This window comes from Streptomyces sp. NPDC002088 (genome assembly GCF_040296605.1).
GTDB lineage: Bacteria > Actinomycetota > Actinomycetes > Streptomycetales > Streptomycetaceae > Streptomyces.
In genome coordinates this window covers 378031-397115 of record NZ_JBEOXO010000006.1, presented here as the reverse complement: position 1 = coordinate 397115, position 19085 = coordinate 378031, and the positions used below count along the sequence as shown (strand labels likewise).

Here is a 19085-nt window from a genome sequence, read left to right as displayed (position 1 = left end):
GACCCCTGCCGGTGCCTACAGCTCACCGACAGTCCTGCCCACGACACACCACAGCCCCGCCGACGGGGGAAGATCGGCGGGGCTGTGTGGTGCGGCAATGGCTCAGTGGACGGAGTGCTCCTCCAGCGGGAACGTTCCGCCGACGACGTCCTCGGCGAACGCCTTCGCCGCGCTGCCCATGACCTCACGCAGGGCGGCGTACTTCTTGACGAACTTCGGTACCCGGCCGCCGGTCAGCCCCATCATGTCGGTCCACACCAGCACCTGCGCGTCCGTCTCCGGCCCCGCGCCGATGCCGACCGTCGGGATGTGCAGGACCCGGGTCACCTCGGCCGCCAGCTCCGCCGGGACCAGCTCCAGGACGACCGCGAACGCGCCCGCGTCCTGTACGGCCTTCGCGTCGCGCAGCAGCTGCTGGGCGGCCTCCTCGCCGCGCCCCTGGACGCGGTAGCCCATGGCGTTGACGGACTGCGGGGTGAGGCCGATGTGGGCCATCACCGGGATGCCGGACTCCACCAGCAGCCGGATCTGCTCGTGCGAGCGCTCGCCGCCCTCCAGCTTGACGGCACCGACCCCCGCCTCCTTCACCAGCCGGGTCGCCGAGCGCAGCGCCTGCACCGGGCCCTCCTGGTAGGAGCCGAAGGGCAGGTCGGCGACGATCAGGGCACGCTGGGTGCCGCGTACGACCGCGGCCGACAGCATGGTCATCTCGTCGAGGGTGACGGGCACGGTGGACTCGTACCCGAGGTGGCAGTTGCCCGCGGAGTCGCCGACGAGCATGACCGGGATCCCGGCCTCGTCGAAGACGGACGCCGTCATCGCGTCGTACGCGGTGAGCATGGGCCACTTCTCGCCGCGCTCCTTGGCGGTGGCGATGTCGCGAACGGTGATACGGCGCGTGCCCTTGCCCCCGTACAGCGCCTTGCTGCCGTCGGAGGGCTTCGTCTGGGCAGCCGAAAGCTGCGTCATTGCAACGGCTCCTTACGTCATCTCGAGGCGCCCTTACGGCGTCCCCGGACCGCCTCCATGGTGGCACCTCGTGCCACGGAGGGCCAGGGGACCCCCTGTGAGGTTCCATCCCGCGTAAGGCCTCGGTAAAGGATTTCCGATACGAGACGGTCTCGTATCGGAACTAACCTAGCCTCGGATCCATGACTAATCCTGCCGTCTCTGCCCCCCGAATACCGGAAGAGGTGCATCGGCGCCGCTGGGCGATCCTCGGCGTGCTGATGCTCAGCCTGCTGATCGTCGTCCTCGACAACTCCATCCTGAACGTCGCGATCAAGACGATCTCGACCCCGGCCCCGACCGGCCTGGGCGCCACGCAGAGCGAGCTGGAGTGGGCGATCAACGCCTACACCCTCGTCTTCGCGGGCCTGCTGTTCACCGCCGGTCTGCTCGGCGACCGCCTGGGCCGCAAGCTGGTCCTCCTCGGCGGGCTCGCCGTCTTCGGTATCGGCTCGGCCCTCGCCGCCGAGTCCGGCTCGGCGACCGAGCTGATCGTCTTCCGGGCGGTGATGGGCCTGGGTGCCGCCTTCGTGATGCCCGCGACGCTCGCCGTCCTCATGAACGTCTTCGAGCGGGACGAACAGCCGAAGGCCATCGGCATCTGGGCCGGCGGTGTCGGCCTCGCCATCGCCATCGGCCCGATCACCGGCGGCCTGCTGCTCGACCACTTCTGGTGGGGCTCCGTCTTCCTCGTCAACGTGCCGATCGTGGTGCTCGCGTTCGCGCTGATGGTGTGGCTGGTGCCGGACTCCCGCGACCCGAACCCCGGCCGCATCGACCCCGTCGGAGTGGTCCTGTCCGTCGTCGGCCTGGTCCTGCTCGTCTACGGCATCATCAAGGGCGGCCAGCTCGCCGACTTCACGGACGCCAAGGTGCTGGCGACCATCGCCGCCGGTGTCGCCGTTCTCGCCGGCTTCGTCGTGTTCGAGAAGCGCAGCGACCACCCGTCCATCGACATCACGTACTTCAAGAACAAGGTCTTCTCGGCCGCGATCGGCGTCATCGCGCTGGTCTTCTTCGCTCTGATGGGCGTGACCTTCTTCTCCGTCTTCTACACCCAGAGCGTGCGCGGCTACTCGCCGCTGCAGACCGGTCTGCTGATGCTGCCGCTCGCCGCCGCCCAGATGATCTTCGCGCCGCGGGCCCGGCTGGTCGTCGACCGCTTCGGCATTAAGGCCACCACCACGGGCGCCATGCTCCTGATCGCCGCGACGCTGGCCGCGTTCGCCTCGTTCGAGGCGGACACGCCGATCTGGCTGCTGGAGGTCGTCTTCTTCCTCATGGGCACCGGCATGGCGCACATCATGACGCCGACCAGCGTCGTCATCATGCAGGCCCTGCCCCGCGAGAAGGCCGGCTCCGCGTCCGCGCTCAGCAACACCTTCCGGCAGGTCGGTGGCGCGCTCGGCATCGCCGTCCTCGGCTCGGTCCTGTCGGCGTCGTACCGCAGCGGCGTCGAGGACAGCCTCGGCTCGTTGCCGGCGGGGCTGCGGGACACTGCGGGGGAGTCCATCGAGGCCACGCTGGGTGTCGCCGCGAAGCTGGGCGCCCGGGGCGAGGCCCTGGTCACACCCGCCAACAACGCGTTCCTGCACGCGATGCACGTCACCGCGCTGTGCGGCGCCGTCATCGCCGTCATAGGAGCCGTCGTCGTGGCACTGTTCCTGCCGGGCAAGCCGAAGTCCGGTCAGGAGAACGAGGAGGAAGCGGAGTTGGTGACGGCGGCGGAGTAGGGGGCTTGGGACCGGGGGGAGGCCAAGAGGAACAGCGGACCCGGGAACCACCCCGGCGCAACGAAGGGACGGACGACACAGTGAGCCTCGCCGACACCAACGCCGCTTCAGGGGCACCCGTCAGGGGGCGCCCCCGCAGCGAGGCCGTGGAGCGCGCCATCATCGAGGGCGCGATGAAGCTCCTGGAGGACGGCGTGCCGCTCGCAGAGCTCTCCATAGAGCGCATCGCCCGCACCGCCGGCGTCGGCAAGGCCACCATCTACCGCCGCTGGAGGGGCAAGGAGGAGCTGTTCGTCGACGTGCTGCGCGCCGCCGAGCCCCCCGACCCCGAACTCCCCGGCACCTCGATGCGCGACGACCTGGTCGTCCTGCTGGAGTGGCTGCGCCGACGCGGCCTGGCCAACCGCACCTCGGCGATCCTGCACAACGTCCACGTCCAGATGAAGAGCAACCCGAAGATCTGGGCCGTCTATGACAGCCTCGTCATCGCCCCCCGGCGCCGGCTCGGCGTCGAGATCCTGCGCCGCGGCCAGGAGAACGGCGAACTGCGCACCGACATCGACCTCGAGCTGGTCAACGACATCTTCGTCGGCCCCGTACTCGTCCGCTCCGTCATGCGCCCGGAAGGCGCCCTCCCCGAGGACCTCGCGGAGCGGGTGGTCGACACGCTGCTCGAAGGACTACGCCCCGTCAGTTCGCCCAATCCCTAGCCCTGTAGCCCGAATGTGAGCGTTTCGTCACAGACGACGCGGTCCCGTCCGCAAGCGGAACTCCTGACGCCGCCCCGGGCGTCCTCGTGCCCGTACGGCCGTCATGGGGCGGCTGAGATCGGAGCCGATCATCCCCTAGGGTCTTAGGGACGCGATGGGACGACGGTGTGCTCGGCAGGTAGTGAGGCGACGGTATGGCGCAGCAGGCGTACGTGACGGAGACGGACGACGGTGGCTCGGGGGACGAGCGCCGGGGCCCCCGGTTCCGGCGCCTGGTCGAGCGCCTGGTCGACGGCTGGCGGGGCGACCCGCGGATCTGGCGGCGCGGCATCGTCCTCGCGGTCATCGCGCTGCTCCTGGCCCTGGTGATGCTGCTGCACTCGCGCATCCCGAACACCATCGGCAACCTCGGCAGCCTCACGGAGACGTTCCTGCCCTGGCTCGGCGTCCTCGTGCCCGTGCTGCTCGTCCTCGCGCTGGTGCGCAGGTCGGCGACCGCGCTGATCGCGGTGCTGCTGCCGGCGGTCGTGTGGCTGAACCTCTTCGGCGGTCTGCTCACGGACAAGGCGGGCACCGGCGGCGACCTCACGGTGGCCACCCACAACGTCAACGCCGACAACGCGGACCCCTCCGGCACCGCCCGCGCGGTCGCCGCGTCCGGCGCGGACGTACTGGCCCTGGAGGAGCTGAAGGCGTCCGCGGTCCCGACGTACGAGAGGGCGCTGGCGTCGACGTACAAGTACCACTCGGTGCAGGGCACCGTCGGGCTGTGGAGCAAGTACCCGCTGAGCGGTGTCGCGGCCGTCGACATCAAGCTGGGCTGGACGCGGGCGATGCGGGCGACGGTGGCGACGCAGGCCGGCGACGTAGCGGTGTACGTCGCCCACCTGCCGTCGGTGCGGGTGAAGATGAAGGCCGGGTTCACTGCCCGCCAGCGCGACAAGAGCGCCGACGCGCTGGGCGAGGCCATCGCCGAGGAGAGGCTGGGCCGGAAGATCCTGCTCGGCGACCTGAACGGCACCATGAACGACCGCGCGCTCAACGCCGTCACCTCCCAGATGCGCTCCACACAGGGCGCGGTGGGCAGCGGCTTCGGGTTCAGCTGGCCGGCGTCGTTCCCGATGGCGCGGATCGACCAGATCATGGTGCAGGGCGTCGAGCCGTTGAGCTCGTGGACGCTGCCGGAGACCGGCAGTGACCATCTGCCGGTGGCGGCGCGTGTGAGTCTCGCCACAAGCGACTCCTGAGAGGCCGCCGCAACCTCGTCTTCACCAGTTGGAATACTGGGCCTGAGAGGCTTTGTTCCGTACTTGAACATACGATGGGCGGAACTCCCCTCTGCAACTCTGAAAGGCCCCTCATGCCCCTGGCCCTGCTCGCTCTGGCCGTCGGCGCCTTCGGCATCGGCACGACCGAGTTCGTGATGATGGGGCTGCTCCCCGAGGTCGCGGACGACCTGCACATCTCGATCCCCAGCGCCGGACATCTGGTCTCCGCCTACGCGCTCGGCGTCGTCATCGGCGCCCCGCTGCTGGCCGCGGTCACCGCGCGGATGTCCCGCCGTACGGTCCTCATCGGCCTGATGGGCCTGTTCGTGGCCGGCAACGCGCTGTCGGCGTTCGCCCCCGACTATCACTACCTGCTGGCTGCCCGCTTCCTCAGCGGCCTCCCGCACGGCGCCTTCTTCGGCGTGGGCGCGGTCGTCGCGACCACCATGGTGGCCCCGGAGCGCAAGGCCCGTTCCGTCTCCCTGATGTTCCTCGGCCTGACCGTCGCCAACATCGCCGGCGTCCCGGTCGCCACCCTCATGGGTCAGCACCTCGGCTGGCGGGCGACCTTCCTCGGTGTGAGCGCGATCGGCCTGGTGGCGATCGCCTCGCTGGCGCTGCTGATCCCGCACGACCACACGCACGCGCCCGCGACCGGGCTGCGCGGCGAGCTGGCCGCGTTGAAGTCGGTGTCGGTGTGGCTGGCCCTCGGTACGACGGTGGCGGGCTTCGGTGCGCTGTTCTCGGCCTACAGCTACATCACGCCGATGCTCACCGACGCCGCCGGGTACGCCGACTCCAGCGTGACGCTGCTGCTGGCGCTGTTCGGGGTGGGCGCGACCGTGGGCAACCTGCTCGGCGGGCGCTTGGCGGACCACGCGATGCGCCGCACGCTGTTCGGCGGCCTGGCCTCGCTGGTCGTCGTGCTGGCCGCCTTCCCGCTGCTGATGCGTACGGAGTGGAGCGCGGGGCTGGCGGTGGTACTGCTCGGTGTCGCCGCCTTCGTCACCGGGTCGCCGCTCCAGCTGATGGTCATGGAAAAGGCCTCGGCGGCCCCGTCCCTGGCGTCCTCCGCCAACCAGGCCGCCTTCAACCTGGCGAACGCCGGCGGCGCGTGGATCGGCGGGCTGGCCCTCGCCGCGGGCTTCGGCGTGACGTCACCGGCGGTCGCGGGCGCGGGGCTGGCGGTGCTGGGCCTCGCGGTGGCGGCCGTCTCCTACGCGGTGGACGTCCGCCACAAGACCCCGTCGGCCGGGCGGGAGCGCGTGGTCGCCGCGCACGCACTCGACCGCCCTGGTGCCCTTCACCACTGAGCGGCCACGGCCCCGCCCGCGGGGCCGGTCAGCGGCCCGGCTCCGGAGGATCGAAGCGGGCGAGGTCACGCAGCCAGGACCGGGCCGTGCTGTCGGACGGCGCGCGCCAGTCGCCGCGCGGTGAGAGCGAACCGCCGGCCGAGACCTTCGGCCCGTTGGGCATGGCCGATCGTTTGAACTGCGCGAACGCGAAGAAGCGACGGCAGAAGACCTCCAGCCAGTGCCGGATCTCCGGCAGGTCGTACGCCACCCGCTTTGCTTCGGGGAAGCCCGGAGGCCAGGCACCGGCGTCCTGGTCGTGCCAGGCGTGCCAGGCCAGGAAGGCGATCTTCGACGGCCGGAAGCCGTAGCGCAGTACGTGGAAGAGCGTGAAGTCGTGCAGCGCGTACGGGCCGATCTTGGATTCGGTGGACTGCATCTCCTCGCCCGGTACGAGTTCCGGGCTGATCTCGGTGTCGAGGATCGCTGCAAGGGTCTTGCCGGTTTCGTCGTCGAACTGGCCGCTGCTGATGACCCAGCGGATCAGGTGCTGGATCAGCGTCTTCGGCACGCCCGAGTTGACGTTGTAGTGGCTCATCTGGTCGCCCACGCCGTACGTGGACCAGCCGAGCGCCAGCTCCGACAGGTCGCCGGTCCCGAGCACGATGCCGCCGCGCTGGTTGGCGAGCCGGAACAGGTAGTCGGTGCGCAGTCCGGCCTGCACGTTCTCGAAGGTGACGTCGTATACCGGCTCGCCGGACGCGAACGGGTGGCCCATCTCCTTCAGCATCAGCCGTGCGGTCGGCGTGATGTCCAGCTCGGCCGCGGTGACGCCGAGCGAGTTCATCAGCTTGTGGGCGTTGTCCTTGGTGTGGTCGCTGGTGGCGAATCCGGGCAGCGTCCAGGCCAGGATGTCGCTGCGCGGGCGGCCCGCGCGGTCCATCGCGCGCGCGGCGACGATCAGCGCGTGCGTGGAGTCGAGGCCGCCGGACACCCCGATGACCACCTTCGCGCCGCCGATCGCCGCCAACCGCTGCTGGAGGCCCTCGACCTGGATGTTGTACGCCTCGTAGCAGTCCAGGGCGAGGCGGTCGGGGTCAGCCGGCACGAACGGGAGGCGCTCCACGCGACGGCGCAGCCCCAGGTCGGTGAGCGGCGGATCGAGCTCGAACGTGACCGTCCGGAAGTCGCCGGTCCGCGCGCTGTGCGTACGGCGGTTGTCGTCGAACGTGCCCATCCGCTGTCGCTCCTGGCGCAGCAGGTCGAGGTCCACGTCGGCCACCGCGTACTGGTCGCCGAGCGGGAACCGCTCGGTCTCGGCCAGCAGCACGCCGTTCTCGTAGATCATGGCCTGGCCGTCCCAGGACAGGTCGGTGGTCGACTCGCCGAGCCCGGCCGCCGCGTAGACGTACGCGGCGAGGCAGCGGGCGGACGCCGAGCGGCACAGCAGCTTGCGGTCCTCGGCCCGCCCGACCGTGATCGGGCTGCCGGAGAGATTGACGAGGAGGGTCGCACCGGCGAGGGCCGCCTCCGCGCTGGGCGGCACCGGTACCCACATGTCCTCGCAGATCTCCGCGTGCAGCACGAGAGAGGGGACGTCCTCCGCCGCGAACAGCAGGTCCACGCCGAACGGTACGGCCTCGCCGCCGACGCGGATCGACCCGCCGCGCTCGTCGGCACCGTCGGCGATCTGCCGGCGCTCGTAGAACTCCCGGTAGTTCGGCGGGTACGACTTGGGTACGACACCGAGGACGCGGCCGCGGTGCACGATCACCGCGCAGTTGTAGATCCGGTTGCGATGGCGCAGCGGGGCACCGACGACCAGCACCGGCAGCAGCTGAGCCGACCCGGTCACCACCTCTTGGAGTGCCTCCTCGACCTGGTCGAGCAGCGCGTCCTGCAACAGCAGGTCCTCGATCGAGTAGCCGCACAGCACCATCTCCGGGAAGACGGCGACGGCGACGCTCTCCTCGGCGCACCGGCGCGCGTGGCGCAGGACCGCTTCGGCGTTGGCGTGGGGGTCCGCGATGACGGTGTGGCCCGTACACGCGGCGACGCGTGTGAAGCCGTGCTGATAGATCGACCAGAAGTTCAAGGGAGGCACGGGCCCAGTGTAATCGTCAGAGCGACGCGATGGGGGGCGTGGGTGTGGACGGGGCCCACGCGAGGCGAAGGGGCGCGGGGTGATCACACCCCGCGCCCCCTCAAGGTGCCGTTACCGGCGGTGCCTCAGCGGCGGCCGTACGACTGGACGTAGCCGCTTGCGGGCGTGCCCACGCCGGTCACGTCGTCGTAGCCCTTCACGGCCGACAGCGAGCTGTCCTTGCCGAGGCTGCGGACCGAGGTCAGCAGGCCGTCGGTGGCGTCGTAGCCGTTGGCGAAGTCCACGCGGGCGACCGCCAGGCCGGAGCCGGTCGGGTTGTCCGTGACGTCGTGGTACGCCTTCGTGCCGTACTTCGCGTAGATCGACGGGTTGGCGAAGCCGATCGCCTTGCCGCCGCCGGCCTCCTGGGCCAGCGCCTGCACGGCCGCGATGACCGGAGCGGCCAGCGAGGTGCCGCCGATGCGGTACTCGCTGTACGCCTCGGTCCCGTCCGCCTGGGTCTGCGTCTGGCCGACCTTGAAGCCGGTGTTCGGGTCGGCGATCGCGGAGATGTCCGGGACGACGCGGTTGCCGGCGGCGCTGTTGGCCGTGGCGAGCGCGTCCGGGACGACACCCTTCTGGTAGAAGGGCTCCGCCACCGTCGCGCTGGTGCCGCCGCCCGCACCCGAGGTGAACGCGCCGGGGAAGTCCGTCCAGCTCGTGCCGTCCGCGGACAGCGTGGCCTTCTCGGTGCCCCAGCCGGTCTCCCACAGGTACTTGTCGTCCTTGCCGACCGCCAGCGAGGTACCGCCGACCGCCGTCACCCACGCCGAGTTGGCCGGGGTGTCGACCTGCTTCGTACCGGTGTTGGCGACCTCGTCGCCGTTGTCGCCGGAGGAGAAGTAGAAGCCGATGCCCTCGACCGCGCCGAACTGGAAGACCTGGTCGTAGGCGGCCGCGAGGTCCGGCGTCTGGTTGGCCTCGATGTCGCCCCACGAGTTGGAGACGATGTCGGCCAGGTGGCCGTCGACGATCTTGCTGAGCGAGTCGAGCAGGTCGTCGTCGTAGCAGGACGCCCCGCCCACGTACGTGACCTGGGCGTCCGGCGCGACCGCGTGCACGGCCTCGATGTCGAGGGTCTCCTCGCCGTACCAGCCGGCGGCCCCGCACTCCTTGGTCTTCGTGTAGTTCTTGGGCAGCACCTGGCGCAGCTGTCCGGTCGTCCAGGTGGCGTCGCCGTGGCTCTTCGCGTAGGTGGCCGCGTCGTAGGCGATGGTCGGCGAGGCGTACGCGTCGGTGATGGCGATGCGCACCCCCTTGCCCGTGTAGCTCCCCGCGCCGTAGGCGGCACGCAGCTGCTTGCCGGTGTAGCCCTCGACGGCGTACGGGATCTTCGCGCCGTACGCGTCCGGCAGCGTGGTCGCGATGTTCGAGCCGTAGTACGAGGAGAACGGCCCGGCGTTCTTGAACACGGAGTCCGGCGGCGGCAGTTGCTCCTTGGAGCTCGCCTTGTGCGGGGCGTTGTCCAGGCCGGTGACGGTCAGGACGGCGCCGTTCAGGCTCTCCGGTGCCGAGGCCGTCTTCTGCGGCGCGCGGTACGTCTTCGAGCCCTTGGCGTAGTTGTGCAGCTGGGTGCCGAACGCCTTCTCGGCGGCGGCCACGTCACCGGTGACGGAGACGTAGTGCTGCGTCACGCCCGTGACCTTCAGACCGGCCGACGCCAGCCAGGACTTCACCGCCGCGACCTGGGCCTTGGTCGCGCCGAAGCGGGCCTGGGCCTGGTCGGCGCTCAGGTACTTGCCGTAGGCGGCGGAGGCCGGGTCGGACACGGCCTTCGCGTACGCGGCGAGGCCGGCGGCGTCCCGGCCGGCGAGGTAGACGCGGGCGGAGACCTGGGTGGCGTCCGAGGTCGCGCCCTTGTCGGCCTTGGCCGTGGCCCAGGCGGGCTTGGTGCCCGCGAGTGTGTCGCGGCCCGGGTTGTCCGCGGCGTGCGCCGCGGGTATGCCGAGCGCCAGCGCGCCCGCGAGCATCGGCAGTGTCGCTGCCAGGCTCACTCCGGCGCGCACCTTGGCGCGGTTGGATCTCATGGAACCCCCTGTGCGGTTCGTCGCGAGTGGATCACTCGACCGTGGCCACTCTGTCGATGAACCGTTCATGCCAGGGGAATGGAAAGCCCAAAAAGACCCCAAGGAAGCGCTGTCCGGGGAGATTTGGGGCTTAGATCCTTTCGGCGGTGTTGCGGCGGCCGGACCCCACGCGCTATGAACGCGCCTTCGCGCCACGCTCCTTGAGCATGTCCGCCATCAGGTCGATCTCCGACTGCTGCGCGTCGACCATGCCCTGCGCGAGCCGCTTCTCCACCCCGACCGTGCACTTGGCGACACAGCCCTCGGCCATGTGGATACCGCCCTTGTGATGGTCCGTCATGAGCTGGAGGTAGAAGACCTCGGCCTGCTTCCCGCTGAGCGTGCCGAGCTTCTTCATCTCGGTGTTGGTCGCCATGCCCGGCATCAGCGCGCCGTCCTTGCCGGAGGCCATGTCGCCCATGCCCATCCAGGTCATCGGCGCGTCGGAGGACACCTTCGGCAGCGCCCACAGATCGAGCCAGCCCAGCAGCATGCCGCGCTGGTTGGCCTGCGTCTGCGCGATGTCGTAGGCGAGCCGCCGCACTTCGGCGTCCTTCGTGCGGTCGCGCACGATGTATGACATCTCGACGGCCTGCTGGTGGTGCACCGCCATGTCGCGCGCGAACCCGGCGTCCGCGGAGTCCGCGGAGGGCGTGCCGTTGCCGGACCCACCGTCCTCGGCGACGGCATAGGTGATCGCGCCGGCGGCGACGAGCACCGCCGCCGCGGCTCCCGCGATCAGTCCGACGTGCCTCACTGCGAGAGCCCTCCCGTGCACGCGGCACCGGGCTCGGGAGTCTGGTCGCCCTGGACGAACTTCTCGAAGAACGCGTCCACGTTCGGGTCGCTCCCGCTCGTCACCGTGCGCTGGTGCGCCCACGCCGTCAGCATGATCGGGTCCGCCTGGTCGTCGTCGGGGCTCATCAGCGTGTACGGAGTCTTCTTCACCTTCGCCGCGAGCGCGTCGACGTCGGCCTTGGATGCCTTGCTGTTGTACGTCACCCACACCGCGCCGTGCTCCAGCGAGTGCACGGCGTTCATGTTGTTCAGCGCCTTGGTGTAGACGTCACCGTTGCAGTTCATCCAGACCTGGTTGTGGTTCCCGCCGACCGGCGGCTCGGTCGGGTACTTGACCGTCTTGGTGACGTGGGTCCGGCCCAGCGTCCCCTTCCACGTCTTCACGCCGTCCTTGCCGGTGACGAAGTGCCCCGAGGACTTCCCGTCGCTCGCCGTGGTGTCGTCGTCGGACTGCGACCGCACCACGAAGACACCGCCGACCACGAGCCCCGCGACGACCACCACGCTGGCCGCGATCGTGAGGATCCGGTTGCGGCGCTCGCGGGCCTGCTCGGCACGCCGCATCTCCGCTATACGGGCCTGGCGCGCCGCGCCGCTGCTCTTCTTGCCGGAAGCCATGGGATGTCCTTCTGGGGGAAAGGGGCGGGGGAGGGACGGGGGTCGATCGGGTCCGCTGATCGTAATGGGACGGACGTGACCTCTCGTAGGGAGGTCACAGGAAAGGCCGGATCGATACGATCCGGCCAGATAATTTGAAGCGCAGATGCGCATTATTTACCCTGCGGGTATGCGGCTGTTGCGCTCCACCGACCTGGCACTGCGCGTCCTCATGCGGCTCGCCGTCGCCGAGGGGTCCAGCCCCACGACCCGCGAGGTCGCGGAGGGCATGGACGTGCCGTACACCCATGCCGCGAAGGTCGTCGCCGAACTCCAGCACATGGGGCTGCTCGACGCCCGCCGTGGCCGGGGCGGCGGACTCTCGCTCACCGGCAAGGGCCGTACGGCGTCCGTGGGCGCCGTCGTCCGCAGCTTCGAGGGGGAGGGTGACGTCGTCGAGTGCGAGGGCGCCACGCCCTGCCCCCTCAATACCGCCTGCCGGCTGCGCGGAGCCCTGCGCCGGGCCCAGGAGGCGTTCTACGCCTCGCTGGACCCGCTGACCGTCGGCGACATGGTCGCCGCCCCCACCGGACCGCTGCTGCTGGAGATCGGCCGGGCTCCCCAGGGCCGGTCCTAGCCCTCCTGTGCCTGCCACAGGTCCGGTCCGAACACCTCGTAGTGGATGTCGGCCGGTGCCACGCCCTTCTCGATCAGCTGGGTCCGCACCGCGCGCATGAACGGCAGCGGACCGCACAGGTACGCGCGCGTGCCGGACGCAACGGCGACGCCGGTGAGGTCGACCAGGCCCGGGCGCCCGGCCCCGGTGGCGTTCTCCTCGTACCAGAAGTGGACCGACGCGTCCGGCAGCTTCGCCGCGTACGCCTCGTGGTCGTCGCGCAGGGCGTGGTCGGCGGGGGAGCGGTCGCCGTGCACGACGGTGACCGGGGCCGGGTGCCCGGCCTCCGCGAGCTGCGCCAGCATCGAGATCATCGGGGTCACGCCGATGCCCGCGGAGGCGAGCAGCAGGGGTGTGCCGGCGGCGTCGTCGAGGGCGAGATCGCCGTACGGCGCCGACAGCGGAAGGACGCTGCCCACCTCCACGCGCGCGTGGAGGTGGTTCGAGACCTCGCCCTCGGGTCCCGCGTCGTCGCGCACCCGCTTGACGCTGATCTGCCGCAGCGTCGCGTCCGGCGCCCCGGAGAGGCTGTACTGCCGTATCTGGCGGGCGCCGTCGGGAAGTTCGACCTGCACGGAGACGTACTGGCCCGCGCGGAAGCCGGGCACCGGCCCGCCGTCGACGGGGCGCAGCCGGAAGGTGACGACGTCGGCGGTCTCCGTGACCCGCTCGACGACCTCCCAGTCCCGTCGGCCGGGCTCACGGGCCTCCTCGTACAGCCGCTTCTCGATCGCGATCAGCGCGTTCGCCATCAGCCAGTAGACCTCGTCCCAGGCGGCCGCGACCTCCGGGGTGACGGCCTCGCCGAGCACGTCGACGATGGCGGCGAAGAGGTGCTCGTGGACGACCGCGTACTGCTCGGGCGTGACGCCCAGCGAGGCGTGCTTGTGGGCGATGCGGCCCAGCAGCGCGTCCGGCCGCCGGTCCGGGTGGGCCAGCAGGTGCGTCGCGAAGGCGGCGATGGAGCCGGCCAGGGCCTGGCGCTGGGTGCCGGCGGCCTGGTTGCCGCGGTTGAACAGGTCGCGCAGCAGCTCGGGGTGGGCGGCGAACAGCCCGGCGTAGAAGCGCTCGGTGATCTCGCCGAGGGACGCGCCCACGGCGGGAAGGGTGGCGCGGACGGTGGTGGCGGACTGCTCGGACAGCATCGGGACGGCTCCTTGGGGCTCGACGGGAACGACGCTCGACTGCCGGGCACGGTAGTAAAACTTGCATCTGAGATGCAAATTAAAGAGATGAGGAGAGACTGGCAGGGGGCAGCCATTACGGATGTCGCTCCGAGCAGGCAAGATGGGCGGCAGAGCAGTACACCTGCCGTACGCGAGGCGTTCAGGCCGATGACTCCCGGGCGATCAAGGTCCGCAACGCGCATGAAATGGTGTTGTGGTGGGATGCTCAGGTGCCCGACCGCCACCCGTGGTGCGGGAGACAGGCGGCCTGACCAGCAAGGATGGGGAAGCGGAAGATGGACAAGCAGCAGGAGTTCGTGCTCCGGACCTTGGAGGAGCGCGACATCCGGTTCGTTCGGCTGTGGTTCACGGACGTGCTGGGCTTCCTCAAGTCCGTCGCCGTGGCCCCGGCCGAGCTGGAGCAGGCCTTCGACGAGGGCATCGGCTTCGACGGCTCCGCGATCGAGGGCTTCGCCCGGGTCTATGAGTCCGACATGATCGCCAAGCCGGACCCGTCCACCTTCCAGGTCCTGCCGTGGCGCGCGGAGGCCCCCGGCACCGCCCGCATGTTCTGCGACATCCTCATGCCGGACGGCTCCCCGTCCTTCGCCGACCCGCGCTACGTCCTCAAGCGCGCCCTGGCCCGCGCCTCCGACCTGGGCTTCACCTTCTACACGCACCCCGAGATCGAGTTCTTCCTGCTGAAGGACAAGCCTCTCGACGGCTCCCGCCCGACCCCCGCCGACAACTCCGGCTACTTCGACCACACCCCGCAGAACGTCGGCATGGACTTCCGCCGCCAGGCGATCACCATGCTGGAGTCGATGGGCATCTCGGTCGAGTTCTCCCACCACGAGGGCGCCCCCGGTCAGCAGGAGATCGACCTCCGCTACGCCGACGCCCTCTCCACGGCCGACAACATCATGACGTTCCGCCTGGTCATGAAGCAGGTGGCGCTGGAACAGGGCGTCCAGGCGACCTTCATGCCGAAGCCGTTCTCCGAGTACCCGGGCAGCGGTATGCACACGCACCTCTCCCTCTTCGAGGGCGACCGCAACGCGTTCTACGAGTCGGGCGCCGAGTTCCAGCTCTCCAAGGTCGGCCGCTCCTTCATCGCGGGCCTGCTGCGGCACGCGGCGGAGATCGCGGCGGTCACCAACCAGTGGGTGAACTCGTACAAGCGCATCTGGGGCGGCTCCGAGCGCACCGCCGGCGCCGGTGGCGAGGCCCCCTCGTACATCTGCTGGGGCCACAACAACCGCTCCGCCCTGGTCCGCGTCCCGATGTACAAGCCCGGCAAGACCGGCTCGGCCCGCGTGGAGGTCCGCTCCCTCGACTCCGGCACGAACCCCTACCTGGCCTACGCCGTCCTCCTCGCCGCCGGCCTCAAGGGCATCGAAGAGGGCTACGAGCTGCCGCCCGGCGCCGAGGACGACGTCTGGGCCCTGTCCGACGCCGAGCGCCGCGCGATGGGCATCGAGCCCCTCCCGCAGAACCTCGGCGAGGCCCTGAGCCTCATGGAGCGCAGCGACCTCCTCGCCGAGACCCTCGGCGAGCACGTTTTTGACTTCTTCCTGCGCAACAAGCGCCAGGAGTGGGAGGAGTACCGCAGCGAGGTCACCGCGTTCGAGCTGCGGAAGAACCTGCCGGTGCTGTAAGGGCAGGTCACAGCGGATTTCTCGCTGATTCGACGCCGCGGGGCCGACGGTCGTGGACCGTCGGCCCCGCGGCGTCTCACTGTTCCTGGGTGATCCCGTCTTGACGGTCCCCAGCCCGACAGCGAATGCACCGGGCGTGCTGTCTTGAATCAGGTCGCAAGGGCCCGCGCCCGGTCCGGGGCCGCGCGCCCGCTGAAAGCCTGAAGCGCGGCCGCGGCGGCGCACGCGGTGCAGCCGAGGCCCCAGAGCACGACATAGGCGGTGCCGGAGGGAATGTCCGACGCACCGACGACCAGCGAGCCGAGGACGACGGAGGAGCACGCGCCCGCGATGCTGCCGCCCAGTGTCTTGAGGTTGTTGTAGACGGCGGTGCCGCTCGCGGCGCGGTCGTGGGCGCTGCCTTCGGCGATCACCGTGGGCAGGCCGCCCTGGGACAGGCCCATGCCGAAGCCCGCCACGGAGTAGGCCGCGATGAACAGGGGCAGATCGGTGCGGGTGAGGATCAGACCCGCGTTGCCGACAGCCGTCAGGATCGAGGCGAGCACCAGCATCCGGCGGTATCCGGTGCGGGCGCCGATGAACGGGACCAGAACGGAGGCGGCCATGCCGAGGACGCTGGGGATCACGCTCCACAGGCCGATCTGCAAGATGGTCAGGCCGAAGCCGTAGCCGCCCTCGGCCGGGTCGGCGGCCAGGTAGGTGACGGCGACGGACTGCCCGGCGAGCAGGACCGCGCCGAGCACGAACCCGGCCGCGTAGTGCGGGGCGAGTACGCGCCGGGCCATCGCGCGGACATCGACGAGGGCGTCCGGACGGGCGAGTTGGGTGCGCAGCCAGGCCCAGCCGAGCGCGGCCGTCAGCACAAGCGCCCCGGACATGGGGAGCGAAGCCCAGCCCCAGGCCGTGGCGCGGGAGAGGGCACCGAGCAGGACGACAAGGGTGAGTCCCAGCAGGACGGCGCCCGCCCAGTCCATACGCCCCTGGGAGCGGTGGCCGGACTCCGGTACGGCGCACCAGGCCAGGACCGTGCAGAGCAGTGAGAGCACCGCCAGCGCCGCGAACGCCACTCGTACCCCGCCGAAGATCCCCAGCAGCGCACCCGAAAGGGCATGGCCGAGCAGGGAGCCCAGAGTCAGAGCCGCGACCAGCAGGCCGATCGCACGGCGCGCCCCCGGTGCGTCCAGCCTGCCGCGCACGAGGCCGATCTCCAGGGGCAGCAGGGAGGCGAGGGCTCCCATCAGGACCCGGCCGGCGAGCATCATCGGATAGCTGCCGGCGAGGGCGACCAGGAGAGTGCCGGCCGTGACGCACAGCAGCGCGATGCGCAGCACACGCCGGTGGCCGTAAAGGTCGCCGAGGCGTCCCAGGGCGGGCACTGTGACCGCCGCCGCGAGGTAATTCATGGTCATGAACCACTGGGCGTCGGCGGCGCCGACGTGCCACGTGTCCTGCACCGCGGGCAGCAGGGGGGCGTCCGCGCCCTGGACGAACCCGCTGAACAGCTCGAAGACGACCAGGACTCCGACGACGGCGCGGACACGGACAGGAAGTTCCCCCGCCCCCGCTGACGTCGTCACGCGGCCGTCCCCGCGGACGTTCCCGTGTCCGCCAGACGGCGCTCGGCGAGCCCGGACAGCAGCGCCGCCTGCCGGTACAGCACGCGGTCGTCGAAGACCGCGCGCGGAGAGTGGTTCATCGGCGCGCCCTGCCAGTCGGCGCCCTCGGGTGCGGCACCCACCATCAGCATCGCGCCGGGGACACGCTTCAGGACGAGGGCGAAGTCCTCGGAGCCGTTGCTGGGCTGCGGGGACTCCCAGACCTCGCGCGGGTCGAACAGGTCGCGGGCGGCGGCGAGGGCGAAGGCGGTCTCGTCGGCGTCGTTGACGGTGACGGGGTAGTCGAACTTGTAGACGGCCTCCGCGTCCAGGCCGTGGGCGGCGGCGATGGACATCATCAGCCGGGGCAGTCCTTCGGCGAGCCGCTCCTGTGCGCTCTCGGAGTAGCTGCGCACGGTGGCCTCGAACTCGGCATGGTCCGGGATGACGTTGGACTTGGTGCCGGCGTGGAAGGTGCCGACGGTGACGACGACCGGGTCGAAGATGTTGAACGTCCGCGTCACCCAGGTCTGCAGCGCCGTGACCATCTCGCAGGCGACCGGGATCGGATCCTTGGCGGTGGCCGGATCCGAGCCGTGGCCGCCCTTGCCCCGCACGGTCACGACCAGCCGGTCGGCGGCGGAGGTGATGGTGCCGGAACGGGTGATCACGACACCGCCGGGCACCCGGTTGGCCGCCACGTGCAGCGCGTACGCCGCGTCGAGCGGCCGGCCTGCCGCTTCCAGCACGCCCTCCTCGATCATCGCGCCGGCCCCGTCGTGGCCCTCCTCGCCGGGCTGGAACATGAACACCACGTCGCCGTGCAGGTGCTCGCGCCGCTCGGCCAGCAGTCTGGCCGCACCGACGAGCCCGGCCGTGTGCAGATCGTGCCCACAGGCGTGCATCCGGCCGGGAACCCCGGAGGCGTACGCCAACCCGCTCTCCTCGGTGACGGGCAGGGCGTCCATGTCGCCGCGCAACAGGACCGCGCCGCCGGGTTTCCCGCCGCGCAGCACGGCGGTGACGGAGGTGAGTTTTTTGCCGAGGGTGATCTCCAGCGGGAGTCCGTCGAGGGCCGCGAGCACCTTCTCCTGGGTGCGCGGGAGATGGAGGCCCAGCTCCGGTTCCCGGTGCAGCGAGCGACGCAGCTGTACGAGCTCGGGCTGCAGTTCCTTGGCGCGTTCCACGACCGACATGCCGGATCGACCTCCTGGTGCTTCGTGACTGACTGGTACGGTCCGGGCGTACCGGGTTCAGATTGAAGCTCTGGCCGGTTGGCGGGCCGAAAGTGCAGGAAACATGCGGGGAGGTGCGAAGTGGCGCAGGATTCGCGTCATTCTCTGGGTGATGTGGACCAGGCACTGGTGCACGCCCTCCAGGTCGCCCCGCGGGTGAGCTGGGCGCGGATCGGTGCCGCGCTCGACCTGGACGCCGTGACGGTGGCCCGACGCTGGCAGCGGCTGACCGAGGCCGGCGCCGCCTGGATCAGCTGCCACCCCGCCCCCGCGCTGGCCGGCTCCGGGCAGGGGTGTCTGGCCTTCGTCGAGGTCGACTGCGCTCCCGGCCGCCTGTCCGAGGTGGCGCGCGTGCTGGCCGCCGCACCGCATGTCGCGGCGCTCTCGCAGGTCAGCGGGGACCGCGACCTGCTGCTGAACGTCATGGCCCGCGACCTGGCCTCCCTCACCCGGTGGACGACCGGCGAACTCGCCGCGCTGGAGGGGGTACGGGCCGTCCGCACCCACCTGGCCGGGCGGGTCCACGCGGAGGCCAGCCGCTGGCGCCTGCGCGCCCTGAGCCGGGAACAGGTCGCGGTGCTCACCGCGGACGAGCCCGCACGTCGTACGGCCGCGCCCGCCTTCCCCCTCACCGCACTGGACCATCGGCTGATCACAGCCCTCTCCGTGGACGGCCGGGCCACCTACCGCGCGCTGGCCGAGCGGTGCGACGCGAACCCGGACACCGTCCGCCGTCACGTCCGGCGGCTCTTCGCGGCGGACCTGCTGCACGCCCGCTGCGAAGTGGCCCGCCCCCTGTCGGACTGGCCGGTCGGGGTGACCCTCTGGGGCCGTGTCCCGGCCGCGCGGCTGCAGGAGGTCGCCCAGCGGATCACCGGCATGCGCGAAGTACGTCTGTGCGCCAGCGTCATCAGCCGGCACAACCTGCATGTCGTCGCCTGGGTACGTTCCCTCGACGACGCGCAGCGCTTCGAGATCCGTCTTGCCGAACAGGCCCCGGACCTGCACGTCACCGACCGCGCGGTCACCCTGGGGCCCATGAAACTCAGCGGCCATCTGCTGGACGAGGACGGCTACCGGATCGGTGCGACACCGCTCGCGCTGTGGAATGAAGCAGCGGTGTCGGGCCGCGCCTGACGC

The 19085-nt window shown here is 70.7% G+C and carries 15 protein-coding genes; 7 read left to right on the top strand and 8 right to left on the bottom strand.

The window, feature by feature from the left end; genetic code table 11:
• Positions 1–102: 102 nt before the first annotated feature.
• On the bottom strand, positions 103–969 hold the full coding sequence (gene panB, locus ABT114_RS16175; protein WP_351142898.1) for a 3-methyl-2-oxobutanoate hydroxymethyltransferase: 867 nt from the start codon (positions 967–969) through the stop codon (positions 103–105).
• 182 nt (positions 970–1151) lie between these two features.
• Here panB and ABT114_RS16170 point away from each other — a divergent pair, with 182 nt between their 5' ends.
• The 4 genes from ABT114_RS16170 (at position 1152) to ABT114_RS16155 (ending at position 6032) form a co-directional block, all read left to right on the top strand.
• The gene (locus tag ABT114_RS16170) at positions 1152–2741 is read left to right on the top strand and encodes an MFS transporter (RefSeq protein ID WP_351142896.1); all 1590 of its coding nucleotides are present in this window, start codon (positions 1152–1154) and stop codon (positions 2739–2741) included.
• Between the two features lie 80 nt (positions 2742–2821).
• Positions 2822–3451 carry a TetR/AcrR family transcriptional regulator gene (locus ABT114_RS16165; protein ID WP_351142895.1) on the top strand — a complete coding sequence of 210 codons (630 nt, stop codon included), beginning with the start codon at positions 2822–2824 and terminating at the stop codon, positions 3449–3451.
• 194 nt (positions 3452–3645) lie between these two features.
• Complete coding sequence (locus tag ABT114_RS16160; protein ID WP_351142893.1) at positions 3646–4698, top strand: endonuclease/exonuclease/phosphatase family protein; 1053 nt, start codon at positions 3646–3648, stop codon at positions 4696–4698.
• A gap of 113 nt (positions 4699–4811) precedes the next feature.
• Positions 4812–6032, top strand: a complete 1221-nt coding sequence (locus ABT114_RS16155; RefSeq protein WP_351142891.1) for an MFS transporter — start codon at positions 4812–4814, stop codon at positions 6030–6032.
• A 28-nt stretch (positions 6033–6060) separates the two neighbouring features.
• Here ABT114_RS16155 and ABT114_RS16150 read toward each other — a convergent pair whose 3' ends face one another.
• The 4 genes from ABT114_RS16150 to ABT114_RS16135 all read right to left on the bottom strand — a co-directional run bounded on the left by ABT114_RS16150 (position 6061) and on the right by ABT114_RS16135 (position 11636).
• Positions 6061–8115: an NAD(+) synthase gene (locus tag ABT114_RS16150; protein WP_351142889.1), complete on the bottom strand. Its 2055-nt coding sequence runs from the start codon at positions 8113–8115 to the stop codon at positions 6061–6063.
• A 125-nt stretch (positions 8116–8240) separates the two neighbouring features.
• Positions 8241–10181, bottom strand: coding sequence for a S53 family peptidase (locus ABT114_RS16145; protein WP_351142887.1), 1941 nt, complete (start codon positions 10179–10181; stop codon positions 8241–8243).
• A 172-nt stretch (positions 10182–10353) separates the two neighbouring features.
• Complete coding sequence (locus ABT114_RS16140) at positions 10354–10977, bottom strand: DUF305 domain-containing protein (RefSeq protein ID WP_351142885.1); 624 nt, start codon at positions 10975–10977, stop codon at positions 10354–10356.
• Complete coding sequence (locus tag ABT114_RS16135; protein WP_351142883.1) at positions 10974–11636, bottom strand: thioredoxin-like domain-containing protein; 663 nt, start codon at positions 11634–11636, stop codon at positions 10974–10976. Before ABT114_RS16135 ends, ABT114_RS16140 begins: the two co-directional genes overlap by 4 nt.
• A gap of 169 nt (positions 11637–11805) precedes the next feature.
• Between ABT114_RS16135 and ABT114_RS16130 the strand changes: the two genes are divergently transcribed.
• Positions 11806–12252 (top strand): RrF2 family transcriptional regulator, encoded by a 447-nt coding sequence (locus ABT114_RS16130; RefSeq protein WP_351142881.1) that lies wholly within the window; start codon positions 11806–11808, stop codon positions 12250–12252.
• Here ABT114_RS16130 and ABT114_RS16125 read toward each other — a convergent pair.
• A complete protein-coding gene (locus ABT114_RS16125) occupies positions 12249–13436 on the bottom strand; it encodes a globin domain-containing protein (RefSeq protein WP_351142879.1) in 1188 nt (395 codons plus the stop codon). The two genes, ABT114_RS16130 and ABT114_RS16125, sit on opposite strands and share 4 nt — an antisense overlap.
• 317 nt (positions 13437–13753) lie before the next feature.
• Here ABT114_RS16125 and glnA2 point away from each other — a divergent pair, with 317 nt between their 5' ends.
• Positions 13754–15115, top strand: a complete 1362-nt coding sequence (gene glnA2, locus ABT114_RS16120; protein WP_351142877.1) for a gamma-glutamylpolyamine synthetase GlnA2 — start codon at positions 13754–13756, stop codon at positions 15113–15115.
• A 149-nt stretch (positions 15116–15264) separates the two neighbouring features.
• On the opposite strand, the gene ABT114_RS16115 is transcribed toward glnA2, so the two are convergent.
• Positions 15265–16692: an MFS transporter gene (locus tag ABT114_RS16115; RefSeq protein ID WP_351142875.1), complete on the bottom strand. Its 1428-nt coding sequence runs from the start codon at positions 16690–16692 to the stop codon at positions 15265–15267.
• A complete protein-coding gene (locus tag ABT114_RS16110; RefSeq protein ID WP_351142873.1) occupies positions 16689–17906 on the bottom strand; it encodes a M20 metallopeptidase family protein in 1218 nt (405 codons plus the stop codon). The genes ABT114_RS16115 and ABT114_RS16110 overlap by 4 nt, the downstream gene beginning before the upstream one ends.
• 153 nt (positions 17907–18059) lie before the next feature.
• Between ABT114_RS16110 and ABT114_RS16105 the strand changes: the two genes are divergently transcribed.
• A complete protein-coding gene (locus ABT114_RS16105) occupies positions 18060–19082 on the top strand; it encodes an Lrp/AsnC family transcriptional regulator (RefSeq protein WP_351142871.1) in 1023 nt (340 codons plus the stop codon).
• Positions 19083–19085 lie beyond the last annotated feature (3 nt).